The 13,418-nt window shown below is 39.8% G+C and carries 11 protein-coding genes and 7 tRNA genes; 10 read left to right on the forward strand and 8 right to left on the reverse strand.

Annotated features, from left to right (window positions below; all coding sequences use genetic code 11):
• Positions 1-3: 3 nt before the first annotated feature.
• Positions 4-1,503 carry an Asp-tRNA(Asn)/Glu-tRNA(Gln) amidotransferase subunit GatA gene (gatA, locus tag Q8N22_03365; GenBank protein ID MDP3052962.1) on the forward strand — a complete coding sequence of 500 codons (1,500 nt, stop codon included), beginning with the start codon at positions 4-6 and terminating at the stop codon, positions 1,501-1,503.
• Positions 1,504-1,515: 12 nt separating this feature from the next.
• Positions 1,516-2,043, forward strand: coding sequence for a hypothetical protein (locus Q8N22_03370; protein ID MDP3052963.1), 528 nt, complete (start codon positions 1,516-1,518; stop codon positions 2,041-2,043).
• A 198-nt stretch (positions 2,044-2,241) separates the two neighbouring features.
• On the opposite strand, the gene Q8N22_03375 is transcribed toward Q8N22_03370, so the two are convergent.
• The 4 genes from Q8N22_03375 to Q8N22_03390 form a co-directional block, all read right to left on the reverse strand.
• Positions 2,242-2,319: transfer RNA gene (locus Q8N22_03375), tRNA-Asp, on the reverse strand.
• A 21-nt stretch (positions 2,320-2,340) separates the two neighbouring features.
• Positions 2,341-3,009: an LAGLIDADG family homing endonuclease gene (locus tag Q8N22_03380; protein ID MDP3052964.1), complete on the reverse strand. Its 669-nt coding sequence runs from the start codon at positions 3,007-3,009 to the stop codon at positions 2,341-2,343.
• 9 nt (positions 3,010-3,018) lie between these two features.
• Positions 3,019-3,092: transfer RNA gene (locus tag Q8N22_03385), tRNA-Met, on the reverse strand.
• Positions 3,093-3,101: 9 nt separating this feature from the next.
• Positions 3,102-3,173, reverse strand: a tRNA-Met gene (locus Q8N22_03390).
• Positions 3,174-3,200: 27 nt separating this feature from the next.
• On the opposite strand from Q8N22_03390, the gene Q8N22_03395 reads away from it, so the two are divergent.
• On the forward strand, positions 3,201-4,358 hold the full coding sequence (locus tag Q8N22_03395; protein MDP3052965.1) for a hypothetical protein: 1,158 nt from the start codon (positions 3,201-3,203) through the stop codon (positions 4,356-4,358).
• Positions 4,359-4,381: 23 nt separating this feature from the next.
• Positions 4,382-5,434: an AIR synthase family protein gene (locus tag Q8N22_03400; GenBank protein MDP3052966.1), complete on the forward strand. Its 1,053-nt coding sequence runs from the start codon at positions 4,382-4,384 to the stop codon at positions 5,432-5,434.
• Positions 5,435-5,442: 8 nt separating this feature from the next.
• On the opposite strand, the gene recG is transcribed toward Q8N22_03400, so the two are convergent.
• Both recG and Q8N22_03410 read right to left on the reverse strand, forming a co-directional pair.
• Entirely contained in the window at positions 5,443-7,590 is a 2,148-nt protein-coding gene (recG, locus tag Q8N22_03405; protein MDP3052967.1) for an ATP-dependent DNA helicase RecG, read from the reverse strand.
• 5 nt (positions 7,591-7,595) lie between these two features.
• A tRNA-Lys gene (locus tag Q8N22_03410) sits at positions 7,596-7,668 on the reverse strand.
• A 130-nt stretch (positions 7,669-7,798) separates the two neighbouring features.
• Between Q8N22_03410 and Q8N22_03415 the strand changes: the two genes are divergently transcribed.
• The gene (locus tag Q8N22_03415) at positions 7,799-8,767 is read left to right on the forward strand and encodes a D-glycerate dehydrogenase (GenBank protein MDP3052968.1); all 969 of its coding nucleotides are present in this window, start codon (positions 7,799-7,801) and stop codon (positions 8,765-8,767) included.
• Between the two features lie 61 nt (positions 8,768-8,828).
• On the opposite strand, the gene Q8N22_03420 is transcribed toward Q8N22_03415, so the two are convergent.
• Positions 8,829-9,248, reverse strand: a complete 420-nt coding sequence (locus tag Q8N22_03420) for a hypothetical protein (GenBank protein MDP3052969.1) — start codon at positions 9,246-9,248, stop codon at positions 8,829-8,831.
• A 40-nt stretch (positions 9,249-9,288) separates the two neighbouring features.
• Positions 9,289-9,360 (reverse strand) — tRNA-Arg (locus Q8N22_03425).
• Positions 9,361-9,462: 102 nt separating this feature from the next.
• Here Q8N22_03425 and Q8N22_03430 point away from each other — a divergent pair.
• The 5 genes from Q8N22_03430 (at position 9,463) to Q8N22_03450 (ending at position 13,151) form a co-directional block, all read left to right on the forward strand.
• Positions 9,463-10,950, forward strand: coding sequence for an HDIG domain-containing protein (locus tag Q8N22_03430; protein MDP3052970.1), 1,488 nt, complete (start codon positions 9,463-9,465; stop codon positions 10,948-10,950).
• 170 nt (positions 10,951-11,120) lie between these two features.
• Positions 11,121-11,194, forward strand: a tRNA-Pro gene (locus tag Q8N22_03435).
• A 70-nt stretch (positions 11,195-11,264) separates the two neighbouring features.
• Positions 11,265-11,882, forward strand: coding sequence for a hypothetical protein (locus Q8N22_03440; protein ID MDP3052971.1), 618 nt, complete (start codon positions 11,265-11,267; stop codon positions 11,880-11,882).
• Positions 11,883-11,960: 78 nt separating this feature from the next.
• Positions 11,961-12,929, forward strand: a complete 969-nt coding sequence (locus tag Q8N22_03445; protein MDP3052972.1) for a DUF5671 domain-containing protein — start codon at positions 11,961-11,963, stop codon at positions 12,927-12,929.
• Between the two features lie 151 nt (positions 12,930-13,080).
• Positions 13,081-13,151, forward strand: a tRNA-Ala gene (locus Q8N22_03450).
• Positions 13,152-13,418: the final 267 nt, after the last annotated feature.

Below are 13,418 nucleotides of genomic sequence, written 5' to 3' on the forward strand. Positions count from 1 at the left end.
AATATGGATTTTAAAAATCTCACAATTAAAAATTTTCACGAGGGGCTGATAAAAAAAGAATTTTCCGCCGTGGAAATCACTGAATTTTTTTTTGATTACATCAAAGAAAAAGATGAAAAGATTAAAGCTTATTTAAGTTTGGGAAAAGAAAACGCCTTAAACCAGGCAAAACAAGCGGATTTATCTTTGAGCGAAGGAAAAAATCCCGGAGTTTTAGCCGGCGTTCCCTTGGCGATTAAAGATAATATTTTGATTGAAGGCCGGCCATGTACCGCGGCTTCAAAAATTTTGGAAAATTATCAAGCCGCTTACGACGCCACTGTTATCAAAAAATTAAAAACAGCCGGTTCGGTTTTTCTCGGCAAAACCAATCTTGATGAATTCGCTATGGGCTCTTCAACTGAAAACTCGGCTTTCCAAATAACTCGCAATCCCGCTGATTTGGAAAAAGTGCCCGGCGGTTCTTCCGGCGGCTCGGCCGCTGCCGTGGCTTCGGGTATGGCTATTGCCGCTTTGGGCTCTGATACAGGTGGTTCTATCCGCCAACCGGCCAGTTTCTGCGGGGTGGTGGGTTTAAAACCAACTTATGGCGCGGTTTCGCGATATGGGCTAATTGCCATGGCTTCCAGTTTGGACCAGATCGGGCCCATCACCAAAACTGTGGAAGACGCGGAAATTTTATTTGACGCCATCAAAGGAAAAGACCCAATGGATTCAACTTCGGTTGAGTTTAAACTCAAAACTCAAAACTCAAAACTCAAAACCTTAACCATTGGTTTGCCGGAAGAATATTTTATTAAAGGGTTGGACAAAAAAACTACCAAAGCCATTGACGGAGTAATCAAAAATTTAGAAGGCCAAGGTTTTAAATTCAAAAAAATCAGTTTGCCTCACACTAAATACGCTCTTTCCTGTTATTACATTATTATGCCGGCTGAGGCCAGCACGAATTTGGCAAGATATGACGGCATCAGATATTCGCGATTAAATAATATCAGCATAAATCAGCGTGGTAATCAGCATAAATCAGCGTTGAATAATATTTATTTCAACCAGCGGAGCGGGGGATTCGGGAAAGAAGTTAAACGAAGAATCATTTTAGGGACTTTTGTTTTGTCCAGCGGCTATTATGATTCCTATTATCTCAAAGCCCAGAAAGTCAGAAGATTGATAAAAGAAGATTTTGACAAAGCATTTGAAGAAGTTGATGTTATTTTAACGCCGGTTTCGCCGACTCCGGCTTTTAAAATCGGCGAGAAAACCGATAATCCTTTAGAAATGTATCTTTCCGACATTTTCACCATTCCTGTCAACCTTGCCGGTTTGCCGGCAATTTCTATCCCAGCGCGGATAAACGCGGATAAATGCGGATTAAATATCAGCATAAATCAGCGTGGTAATCAGCATAAATCAGCGCTACCTATAGGATTTCAGCTTATCGGCAAACATTTCCGAGAAACGGATATTCTGGAAATAGGAAAATTATACGAAAAAAGTTTATAATTCTTAATAAGAATGGATACCATTATCAACTATCTTCTTAATTTCAGAAATTCAACAATTGATTTTTTCATGCCTTATTTCGGATGGATTAAATTTATTTCTCTGATAATTTCCGGTCTTTTGCTTTGGGGAATTATTTATTGCGTAAAAAAGTTGTCTTTTTTTAATTCAAAAATTGAGCAGTATATGGATATTTTGAGAATAGGGGATTTGTCAAAACACCGGTCAATAAGGGGCTGGCAGCAAATCCAAAAAAGACTGCAGGCAGGCGACGAAGAAAATTTTAAACTGGCCATTACCGAAGCCGATAGAATTCTTGATGAACTGCTGAAAATCAGCGGCTATCAAGGTAAAAATATGGATGAGCGTTTAGGACAAATCACCCAAGCCCAGCTTTTCAACATCAGCGATGCTTGGTCAGCCCATAAAATCAAACAAAGGATTCTTAAAGAAGAAGATTTCCACATCAACAAACAAGAAGCCGAATTGATTATCAATATCTACAAAAAATCTTTCCAGGAATTAGAGTTGATTGACTGAGGGTTAATAGGACTTCCGCAATTGCCTTTCAGAACCAGAATAATTTTGCTCCAGCGGCAAAATTTTCTTTTCCCTCGGCGCTGAAATTCGTCTGCGGCGAAACCAAGCTTTCAGCGCCTGCGGGATATTCTTCAAGGCAACGGCGGAAGTCCAGAGTGGTGGTTTGAAAAATTTGCGCGGTGGACGGGATTGATAAGCTGGCGGGCCGGACGGGATTTGAACCCGTGATTTTCTCCGTGACAGGGAGACGACCACTCCAGGCTGGTCCGCCGGCCCATTAATTTATTAGTTTTTAGTTTAAGCTAATTTGAAATATTTTTCAAATATCTTCTTTTTGCGCGAAAGATATAAGTTGTTTTCAACATCCTTATACAAAAATTTATATAAGGATAAACTATCGTTTACAGAAAAACACAATCTATATCCTTTGTTATAGTAAAAAGTTCCGCCAGAAATATCGCTGAGTTTTTTAAGTTTGGCATGCAATGCTTTAAGAAAATTTTTGCTACCGGACGTAAAACCAGATAAAATCGTGGTTGTATTTTTATTATTTCTATCCGCCCTGATGTATTTAGCAATAGTCGCATTGCCGTCTCCGTCAAAATATCCTCTTGTAAAATGAGAAAAATATTTATCAGGAACAAAAGGTAATTTTATAGTTTTGCTTTTGTTTGGCGTTAAACCAATTTGCGATAAATCATTAAATATTGATTTGCTTCCGATTTGTAGCCGATAAATAGTATTCCATTTGACGTTTCTTTTTCTTGCGGTAATCTTATGATTTGAGCCAAGTAATCTTTTAATCTTTCCCAATATATCTTTATCGGTAATTTGAAATTCAATAAAATGCGCGCCTCTTTTATTTTTTATCATATTTCCATCCGCGGCAAAAAATCCTAAAACATAAGCCATTTCCGGCGTCCAATTTTTAAAGAAATCTTCGTTTTTTGTTTTTAAAATCGGCATTACGAAGTGTAGCAGGGGTGGGGATCGAACCCACGACCTTAGCGTTATGAATGCTATGCTCTAACCAACTGAGCTACCCTGCCGCAAAACTGTTGCGGGGGCGGGAGTTGAACCCGCTTCTGGAGATTATGAGCCTCCCGAGGTAACCGTTCCTCTACCCCGCGGAAATATGATAATATATAATTAAAAAAATGTCTACCAAAAAAAGAATTTTAACGATTAATGAAACGGAAACGCCGGCGATTATTTCGCGGCTTCGGGATAAAACGGATTTTAAAAGTTTGCGGATAAAACAACTTTTGGCTTTGACTGATTTAACCAGAACCGAAAATTCTCCTATAAAATTCTTAATTGACGCCATTATTAAGATGCGCCGGTTTGTTGATTTTGACATCATTAATGTTCCCGAAATTGTCAGCGCCAGAAATAATTTTGATTTATTAAATACTCCGCCGGACCACCCCAGCCGTCGGGAAACTGATACTTATTATGCGGAAAAAGATTGGGTTTTACGCACTCACACCACGGTAATGTGGCCTTATTATTTTTTCAAAGAAAACATGGAAAAATTGGAAACTGAAGGCGAAATCGGCGCTTTGTGTTACGGCAAGGTTTACCGCAAAGATGAAATCGACCGTTCCCATTACCCGGTTTTTCATCAGATAGACGGTTTGTATATTTGCCGGAAAGATAAAAAAATAATCGGCATTCCGGAATTAACCGAAGTCCTGGTTGATATCGCCAAAAATATTTACGGGGACGACGTTGAATACCAGATTTCCGAAGATATTTTTCCTTTCACAAATCCCAGTATTCAGGTGGCGATTAAGGGCAAAGGGAACGGCCAATGGCTTGAGGTTCTGGGCGCCGGCGTTGTTCACACGCAGGTTTTGAAAAATTTGGGCATTGACCCCGAAGTTTACAACGGCTGGGCCTTCGGTTTCGGTTTGGAGAGATTAGCAATGATAAAAATGGAAATTTCCGATATCCGGATTTTCTGGTCAATTGACAAAAGAATTACCAGCCAATTCAAAGATTTAAACAGCATCTTTCACGAAATCAGCAAATATCCGATGACTTATCGCGACATTTCTTTTGTGGTTGGTAAAAATACCAGTTTAAATAATTATTACGAAATTATCCGGGGTTGCGCCGGCGATTTAGTTGAGGAAGTTTCTTTGCTGGATAAATATGAAAATAAAGAAAAATTCGGCGAAAACAAAATCAGCTACACTTTTCACATCGTATATCGTTCCAATGAAAGGACACTGACCAATAATGAAGTGGATAAAATTCACCGGCAAATTATAGACCGCACTAAACAGGAATTAAATGCAGTCGTGCGCTAAAATTTGAAAGAAGAAAATATCTTATGGTTTCAAAAAAAATTAAATTGCCCAAACTCGGAAAAATTCCTCCCGAATTTTTTAACAAATTTATCTACCCTAAGTTAGGTCATCGTGATTTATCGGTTATCGTGAAACCTCAGCACGGAGTTGATTTCGGAGTAGTTGATTTAGGCGCTAAAGTTTTGGTTTTGTCCACCGACCCATTTTATATCGCCAAAGAATTGGGTATAGAAAAAGCCGCTTGGTTCGCCGTCCATATCATTGCCAGCGATGTTGCGGTTAGCGGAATAAAACCAAGATATCTTTCCGTTGACCTTAATCTGCCGCCGGAAATAACAGAAAATGAACTTGTCCGGTTATGGAATACCGTGGACAGCGAATGCAAAAAACTCGGCATTAATGTTGTCACCGGCCATACTGCCAGATATGCCGGCTGTAATTATCCGATGGTCGGTGGGGCAACGATATTCGGCATTGATAAAAAAGAAAAACTGATAATACCAAAGTCAAAGCCCGGCGATGTCATTATAGTTTCTAAAGGTCCTGCTATTGAAACTACCGGTTTGATGTCTGCTTATTTCCCAAAATTTTTGGAAGAAAAATACGGCAAAAGTTTTGTTAAAAAAGCCCAGGATATTTATTATCAGATGTCTACGGTAGAAGATGCGTTAGTGACGGCTTCGGTTGGTGGAGTAACCGCCATGCACGATGCCACTGAATGCGGTGTTTTGGGCGGTCTCTACGAAATGGCGATTCACAGCAAAGTAGGAATGAATATTTATTTAGATAAAATGATTTTACAAGATGAGGTAAAAAAAACTTGTGAATGTTTTGGTATAGATCCATATAGAGCAATAAGCGAGGGCACCTTGTTGGCGACCGCGAACAAAAATAAAGCCCTAAAAATTATTAATGCATTAAAAAATAAAGGTATTCCCGCAAGTATCGCCGGAGAGGTAACGCCTAAAAAAGATGGAATTTACGTCTTTGAAAAAAATAAAAAATATAAGTTAGAGCACCCCAGAATAGATCCTTTTTGGGGTAAATTTGAAGAATATCTTAAGAAATCGAATTAAAATTTTATCTACTCCAAATGCACTTCTTTGGAAAATTTCTTTAGTTTTTCTTTAAGCAGGGGATAGGCGATTAATTTCGGGTCTTTTTGAAGAATTTCCAAAGCCGCTTTGCGGCTGTTTTTGACCAACTCGGGATTTTGAATGGCTTTCATCGCCAAGTCCGGCACGCCGGTTTGGTTTTTGCCGAGAAATTCTCCGGGTCCCCGGATTTCCAAATCTTTTTCCGCCAATTCCAAGCCGTTTTTGGCTTCAACTATAGATTGTAGTCTTTGCTGGGTGGTTTTTGCCGAAGAATCGGTGAATAGAAAACAAAATGATTGATAAACTCCCCGGCCGACCCGGCCGCGAAACTGATAAAGCTGGGCCAAGCCGAAACGCTCGGCGCCTTCAATCATCATTATGACGGCGTTGGGAATATCCACTCCGACTTCAACCACGGAAGTGGAAACCAAAATATCAGTTTCTCCATCTTTAAATTTATTCATTATTAATTCTTTGTCCTTTGATTTTATTTTTCCGTGAAGCATCGCCACTCTCAAATCCGGGAAAATTTTATTTTTCAATTTTTCATATTCTTCCTTAACCGCTTTTGTTTCCAAAAGCAACGCTGATTTATACTGATTTAGCTGATTTATGCGGATATTATTATTAGCATCTATCTGTGTGTCTGCATCTATACGCGGACATATAACAAAAACTTGTCTTCCTTTTTTTACCTGTCCACGGATAAAAGCATACGCCTTATCGCGATTGGTCGGCGCCACTACTTTGGTGACAATTGCCTTTCTGTTTTTCGGCAATTCCGTGATTGTTGATAAATCCAAATCGCCGAAAATACTTAAAGATAAGGTGCGCGGAATAGGGGTGGCGGACATAGAGAGAAAATGGGGAATTAATTTATTCTTTTTTAAGAGTTTCGCCCGTTGAGAAACCCCGAAGCGATGCTGTTCGTCAATAACCACGAAAACCAAATCATTAAAAACAACACCTTTCTGAATTAAAGCGTGAGTGCCGATAATGATTTTGATTTTTCCCAAAGCGATTTTTTCCAAAAGCTCGCTTTTTTTAATTTCGGTTTCCAAACCGTCTCCGTAAAAAACTTTTGTTTGCGCTGAAGTGATAAGAGCCAATCCTTTTTCAAAATCAGGAAAAAATTTAATGAAAGTTTGATAATGCTGATGAGCCAAAATTTCTGTCGGAGCCATAAAAACACTTTGATGATTTTCTTCCGCTGAAGCTAAAGCGGCCAAAGCGGCGACAATGGTTTTACCCGAGCCGACATCACCCTGAAGCAGGCGGTTCATCGGGTGGTTTTTCTCCAAATCCTGAACAATTTCCCAGAGAGATTGTTTTTGGGAAAGCGTTAATTCAAAAGGCAAATGATTAATAATTTCCTTCAGCCATTCAATGTCTATTTTTAGAGGAACGGCCTTTTTCTGATTGAGTTTCAAGCGCTGTAAAATATTGGAAAGCTGGAGAAAAAAAAGATCTTCAAAGGCAAAACGTTTTTTTGCTTCCCGCGCCTCTTTCAAATTTTCAGGAAAATGGATTTTTTGAATCGCGGAATTTATTTCCGGCAGATTATTTTTTTTGAGCACCGAAGCCGGTAAAAATTCGGGAATTTTTTCCAAATTTTCAAGAATGGGTTTTATTAAATAACGGATTCCTTTTGAAGTCAGACCCTTGGTTTCCGGATAAATAGGCACCAGGCGGCCGGTGTGTTTTGTTTCTTCCTCCTCGTTTTCCTCGTTTAGAATTTCATAAATCGGATTGGAAAGATAAAGTTTATTTTTTGAAAGAGAAATTTTTCCGGCAAAATTAGCCAATCTTCCTTCTCGGAGAATATCTTTCAAATAGGGCTGATTAAACCAAATCGCCCGGATACTGCCGGTCTTATCGCTGATTAACGCCTCAACTAAAACCATTCTTCTCTGCCAAGTGCGATGCAAAGAAATTTCAGTGATTATTCCTTGAACGGTTGCCTGCTGTCCGGCTTTAAGCTCGGCAATTTTGTAAATCTGGGAAAAATCTTCATAGCGGAAGGGGAAATGCAAAAGTAAATCACCAACTGTTTCAATTTTAAAATTTTTAAAGCGTTCCAAAAATTTTGGTCCGATGCCGTAAATTTCGGAAAGAGAAGTCTTGAGATTTAGCATAAGAGTCCGCCCACCAGGAATCGAACCTGGAACCGTCTCCTTAAGAGGGAGCTGCTCTGCCAATTAAGCTATGGGCGGTATTCAAATTATACATTCACCAATCCTCAATTTCCACCTCTAAATTTTCATTATTTTTTTTACTATTGTAATTCCACGATCGTGGAATTACAATAGTAACTAAAATTTTTGAATTTGCTATAATTAAAATATGAAAATCTATATCACTCGCAAGATTCCGGAAGCCGGGATTAAAAAATTACAAGATAAAGGATACGAAGTGACTATTAATTCCGAAGACCGGGTTTTGGCTAAAGAAGAATTAACAGCGGCTCTCCAAGGAAAAAATTACGATGCCGTGCTGTGTCTTTTGACTGACAAAATTGATGATGAGGTTTTAGCCGCGGCCGGTCCCCAAGTGAAAATTTTCGCTAATTATGCGGTCGGTGTTGATAATATTGACCTTCCAGCGGCCAAGAAGCGGGGGATAATAGTTTCTAATACGCCTGGCGTTTTGACCGAAAGTGTAGCTGAATTGACAATCGGTCTGATTTTTGCCATTACCAAAAGAATCGTTGAGGCCGATGAATTCACCCGGAGAGGGAAATTCGTGGGCTGGGCGCCTATGCTTTTTTTGGGCACAGACCTTAAAGATAAAACTTTGGGAATAATAGGACTGGGCCGGATTGGCGGCGAAGTGGCGCGCCGGATGCATGACGGATTTGGCATGAATATTATTTATTTTGATGCCAAACGCAACGAAGAATTGGAAAAAATTTATCATATTGAATACGCCGATTTGGAAACTCTGCTTAAAATTTCGGATGTTGTTTCGGTTCATGTTCCTTTACTTCCGGCTACCCGTCATTTAATTGACGCTCAAAAATTGGCGATGATGAAACCAAGCGCTTATCTTATTAACACTTCCCGCGGCCCGATTATTGATGAAATCGCTCTTGAGGAAGCCCTCAAGAATAAAGTCATCCGGGGAGCGGCCATAGATGTTTATGAAAATGAGCCGGCTCTAACTCCGGGCTTAGCTGAGCTGGATAATATCGTTTTAACCCCGCACATTGCCTCGGCTTCTTTGGAAACGCGAAGCAAGATGGCGGAAATGGCGGCTGACAATATTATCGCTGTTTTGGAAAATAAAACTCCGCCAAATCCAGTTAAGATATAAATTACAAATATTTATTTACTCAAAATAAAAAAGAGGGAGTTATTTAACTCCCTCTTTATCTTTAAAGTTGGTGGCGCGTTTCGCCTTTTAGAAGCAAATCAAAATCGGAAATAAAAACTTCGGTTTCAGGCTGGTCTTTGATAAGTCGCGTGTCAATGCCGATATAGAAAGTTGACCATAATTTTCTGGCTAATGCCTGAAACGGTTCAAAATATTCTTTTCCGTAAACTTCGAAAATCCACTCTTTTTCTTTGTCGCTGGCACCGCGGGCATAGTTGTTAAACCAGATAACGCCGACAAATAATCTTCTTCGCGATTCCGAATTGTCTTGATGCGGCATCAATAAGCCGATTGACTCACTTTTAGCTAAACTGGACTCAGTGCAAGATTTGCCAATACAAGATGCCAAAACATAACCTTTCCGAACCAGCCATCGGCCAACCCAAACTGAAATTACTTCCCCGGATTTTCTTCGTTTCATGCCTACCTCCTTATTTTAAAATTTTTTAAAGTGCGGCTAGTGCCCTCGGGAGGATTCGAACCTCCACTAACAGGTCCGAAGCCTGTCGTGATATCCGTTTCACTACGAGGGCGAAAATTGGCCTTTTTTAATTTTTTAATTATAAATAATTTTTAAATATTTGGCAAGATTAAGTTTTTAAATTTTATCTCTATTTTCGTGATATAATTTATTCATGGAATTCCCCAAAGAAGTTTTAGAATTAACGGAAAAATTAAAAAAATCCGGTTATCAGGTTTTTCTGGTGGGCGGCTGTGTCCGTAATTTTCTATTAGAGAAAAAATCCAAGGACTGGGATATTACCACTAACGCCAACCCCGAAGAAATCCAGAAAATTTTTGCGGATTTTGGCGGCGCTTCGGCTGATAAACCTGCCACCGTTTATGAAAATACTTTCGGAACGGTCGGCGTAAAAACGGAATCCGAAGACCCGACGCTCAAAATTATCGAGGTGACCACTTTTCGTCTGGAAGGAAAATATACCGACAAAAGGCATCCTGATGAAATAAAATTCGCCAAAACCATTGAAGAGGATTTATCCCGTCGTGATTTTACCGTAAATGCTCTGGCGCTTGAAATGCCGGCAGAAAAATTTCCAAAAATCATTGACCCTTACGGCGGCCAAAAAGATTTAAAAAATAAAATTATCCGCACGGTAGGGGAGCCCGAAGAACGTTTTAGCGAAGATGCTCTGCGTTTGATGCGGGCGGTTCGTTTTGCCACGGAATTGAATTTTACGATTGAAGATAAAACAGCGGCGGCCATTAAAAAAGAATCCAAACTTTTGGCCGTTATCGCCAAAGAAAGAATCCGCGATGAACTGGAAAAAATAATAATGTCCGAGCGCGCGGCTGAAGGCATAAAAAAATTGGCGGAATTGGGTTTGCTCAGCCATATCATTCCGGAATTAACCGAAGGAATCGGCGTCGGACAGAACAAACACCATATATATGAAGTTTTTGACCATGGCGTCCGCGCCTTGGATTACGCCGCTAAAAATAATTGTTCGTTGATTATCCGGCTAGCTACCTTGCTTCACGATGTTGGTAAGCCGCGAACCAAAAGAGGGGAAGGAGAAGATTCCACTTTTTATAATCATGAAATTGTCGGCGCCAAAATGACTTTTCAAATCCTCAGCCGGCTTCATTTCCCGAAAGAAATTATTGAAAAAACAACTCATTTAGTCCGCTATCATCTCTTCTACTATAATGTAGGCGAAGTTACCGAAGCCGGAGTGCGCCGGTTTTTGCACCGGGTGAAACCGGAGAATATAGACGACCTGATAAAAGTCCGCGAAGCCGACCGCATCGGCTCCGGCGTTCCCAAGGCCGTTCCTTATAAACTTCGCCATCTGCTTTTTATGGTGGAAAAAGTAAAACAAGATCCGCTTTCGCCGAAAATGCTGGCGGTTGACGGAAAAGACGTGATGGAAATCGCCAAAATTGAGCCCGGCCCGAAAGTCGGGCAGATTTTAAGCATTTTGCTTGATGAAATTCTGGAAGATCCGAAGAAAAATGAAAAGAAATATCTGGAAAACCGGATTGAAGAACTGATAAAATTAAAAGACCAGGAATTAAAAAAAATGTCCGAAGGCGCTAAAGAAAAAAAGGAAGAATTTGAGGGCGGGCTTGAATCAGAAATGAAAAAGAAATATTATGTTTAAACACCTTTAACGCCATGGCCATAAAACCGATTTGCAATAAGTGTAAAAAAGAATTAAAGAAATTCGGCGCAATTTTGTTCAGCCCGCCGGATAAAGAAAGCAAAGTTAAAAAATTCCATATTTGCGAAAATTGCTATAGATCAATCGTGAAGAAAATGAGTTAGCGATATCGGGGAGTAGTATACCGGTAGTACATACGCTTCGGGTGCGTAGAGATCGGGTTCGATTCCCGGCTCCCCGACCAGATTAAAATTATCCAGTAGCTGAAAATCTGAAGGTTCTTTAACAAGGTACATAAAAAAGGAGGTGTCAAAATGAGCGATGCTTTTAGCGATATTGCTCAAGACCAAAGAAGGGCGGAAGCAATTAACGAGTATCTCAGAGTACTGGTGGCGTATCTGAATAAGAAATTGCCGGTTAGAGAGGTGAAAAAGAAAGCGAAAATCGTCAGCGGCGGATCTTCCGGATATTTCAGCGGCCCGGTTGATTTTATTTCCGGGTTAAGCGAAACCTTACGCAACCTGAAGAACGGCGATAAAGAAACATGGGCTAAATTGCTGTTTAGATTTTGGGAGAGTTGTTATTTTTTTGAGCTTTACGGCCTTTCACCGTGGAATGGGAAAACCTTGATTCGCGTTGATTATGGTATGCATTTTGTCAATGTTAAAAGTCATCCTGCCGGCTGGATCGCGGAAGAAGTGATAAATAAAATAATCAGCGAGAAGGATTGGTTGACTTATGACGGCGACGATTATCTGATTGTTCTAGGCGAACCACGCGAAGCATTTTGGGTTGGCAATTCGACTTTTTTTGGGTGTAGCGATGGGCGCTACGGAAGTTTGACAAAGCCCAGAGAAAGAAAACGATGGACCGGCAACGGAACTATGCGACAAAGAGCTGAATTCTGCGGCCAAAAAATTAGGAAGAGGTGAGAAGAATCGCTATTTGTTTTATCCCCGTGCGAAATACGCACGGGGATTTTTTATTGCCTAAAATGCTACAATAACGATATGGTAGAAAACCCAACCCAAACAAAAGTATCTCCAAAACATGTTTTTCTTCATCTGTTCGCCATTATTATGCTTTATGTAAGCACGGCAAATTTTCTCACGCTTATTTTCCAATACATAAACATTTTACTGCCGGACAAGCTTTCCCAAATCGGATATCAAGCATCTTATCATTCCGATTTAATAAGATTCGCGATTTCTTCCGTTATAATTGTTTTTCCGGCCTTAATTTTAATTTCCTGGCTTTTGAACAAAAATTATAAAAAAGAACCGGCGGTGCGGGAAATGAAAAGCAGAAAATGGCTTATTTATTTCACTCTTTTTCTGGCGGGCCTTGTTATCGTTGGCGATTTTATAAGCATCATCTGGAATTTTATGGGAGGCGAAATTACATTCCGATTTATTTTGAAATCTCTCTCGGTCCTTTTTGTGAGCGGTTTGATTTTCGGATATTACCTCTGGGATATCAGAAGGGAATTCCCGGCAAAAAATGCTAAATTAAAATATTTTGTCTGGTCTCTTTCCGCGCTTGTTGCGATTGTTGTCATTGCGGGATTTTTTATAATTGGCTCACCGCAACAAGAAAGAATAAGGCGTTTTGACCAACAGCGGGTTTATGATTTGCAAAGCGTTCAAAACGAAATCGTTAATTATTGGGTTAACAAAAGAATTCTTCCGCAAAATCTTTCTATTTTAGAAGATCCAATCACCGGCTACAAAGTGCCGACTGACCCGCAAACTGACAGCCAGTATGAATACATTCTTAAAGGGGACGAAACAAGTTTTTCCGCTTTTGCCAATACATTTGAATTGTGCGCTATTTTTGGCTTGCCAAGCGATTCCCAAAATTTAGGAGCAGCGCCAACAAAGCCGGTAGGCGGCGGTTATAGCCAAAACTGGGACCATATCGCCGGAAGAGTTTGTTTTGAAAGAAAAATTGACCCGCAATTATATCCGCCTCAAAAATAATAATTCATAAATTTAATTTAAGCCCTTTTTACCGCAATAAGTTCTTCCCTAGGTCCAATCGATTGGACTTAGGGAAGTTGATATTAAACAGCCTATATTAATAAAATCAGGGCTGTTTTTTTATTATTTATTTGTTAAACTTAGTGAAAATGGGCCTATAGTAAAGTGGCATTACGCGGCATTCGCATTGCTGAGGCGCGAGTTCGATTCTCGCTAGGTCCACAAAATCGTCCTTTAGTTCAATTTTTTCTATCTTGATATAAATTAATCCTTTTGGACGAAAACAGGTTAGATCCGAGATTTGGGGAGCTATAACGATGTCAGCATTTATCAAGGTTTCCTAGGGTTCGGATAAGCTTATTTGACCCAAATAGAAATAGAGGTTATGCTATTAGTTCTTCACGCAAGCAAAGTGCTATAATTATTTGAGAATACAATGTTCCGTAAAACCCAATACAATTTAGCGAAACTTTTTAATTTCCCTATTAA

This window comes from bacterium (assembly GCA_030693325.1).
Taxonomy (GTDB): Bacteria; Patescibacteriota; Minisyncoccia; order UBA6257; family MFKM01; genus MFKM01.

Excerpts from the sequence above, each read along its gene's own strand:
- gatA (MDP3052962.1), top strand. The coding sequence starts at position 4 with ATGGATTTTAAAAATCTCACAATTAAAAATTTTCACGAGGGGCTGATA.
- Q8N22_03370 (MDP3052963.1), top strand. The coding sequence starts at position 1,516 with ATGGATACCATTATCAACTATCTTCTTAATTTCAGAAATTCAACAATT.
- Q8N22_03380 (MDP3052964.1), bottom strand. The coding sequence starts at position 3,009 with ATGCCGATTTTAAAAACAAAAAACGAAGATTTCTTTAAAAATTGGACG.
- Q8N22_03395 (MDP3052965.1), top strand. The coding sequence starts at position 3,201 with ATGTCTACCAAAAAAAGAATTTTAACGATTAATGAAACGGAAACGCCG.
- Q8N22_03400 (MDP3052966.1), top strand. The coding sequence starts at position 4,382 with ATGGTTTCAAAAAAAATTAAATTGCCCAAACTCGGAAAAATTCCTCCC.
- recG (MDP3052967.1), bottom strand. The coding sequence starts at position 7,590 with ATGCTAAATCTCAAGACTTCTCTTTCCGAAATTTACGGCATCGGACCA.
- Q8N22_03415 (MDP3052968.1), top strand. The coding sequence starts at position 7,799 with ATGAAAATCTATATCACTCGCAAGATTCCGGAAGCCGGGATTAAAAAA.
- Q8N22_03420 (MDP3052969.1), bottom strand. The coding sequence starts at position 9,248 with ATGAAACGAAGAAAATCCGGGGAAGTAATTTCAGTTTGGGTTGGCCGA.
- Q8N22_03430 (MDP3052970.1), top strand. The coding sequence starts at position 9,463 with ATGGAATTCCCCAAAGAAGTTTTAGAATTAACGGAAAAATTAAAAAAA.
- Q8N22_03440 (MDP3052971.1), top strand. The coding sequence starts at position 11,265 with ATGAGCGATGCTTTTAGCGATATTGCTCAAGACCAAAGAAGGGCGGAA.
- Q8N22_03445 (MDP3052972.1), top strand. The coding sequence starts at position 11,961 with ATGGTAGAAAACCCAACCCAAACAAAAGTATCTCCAAAACATGTTTTT.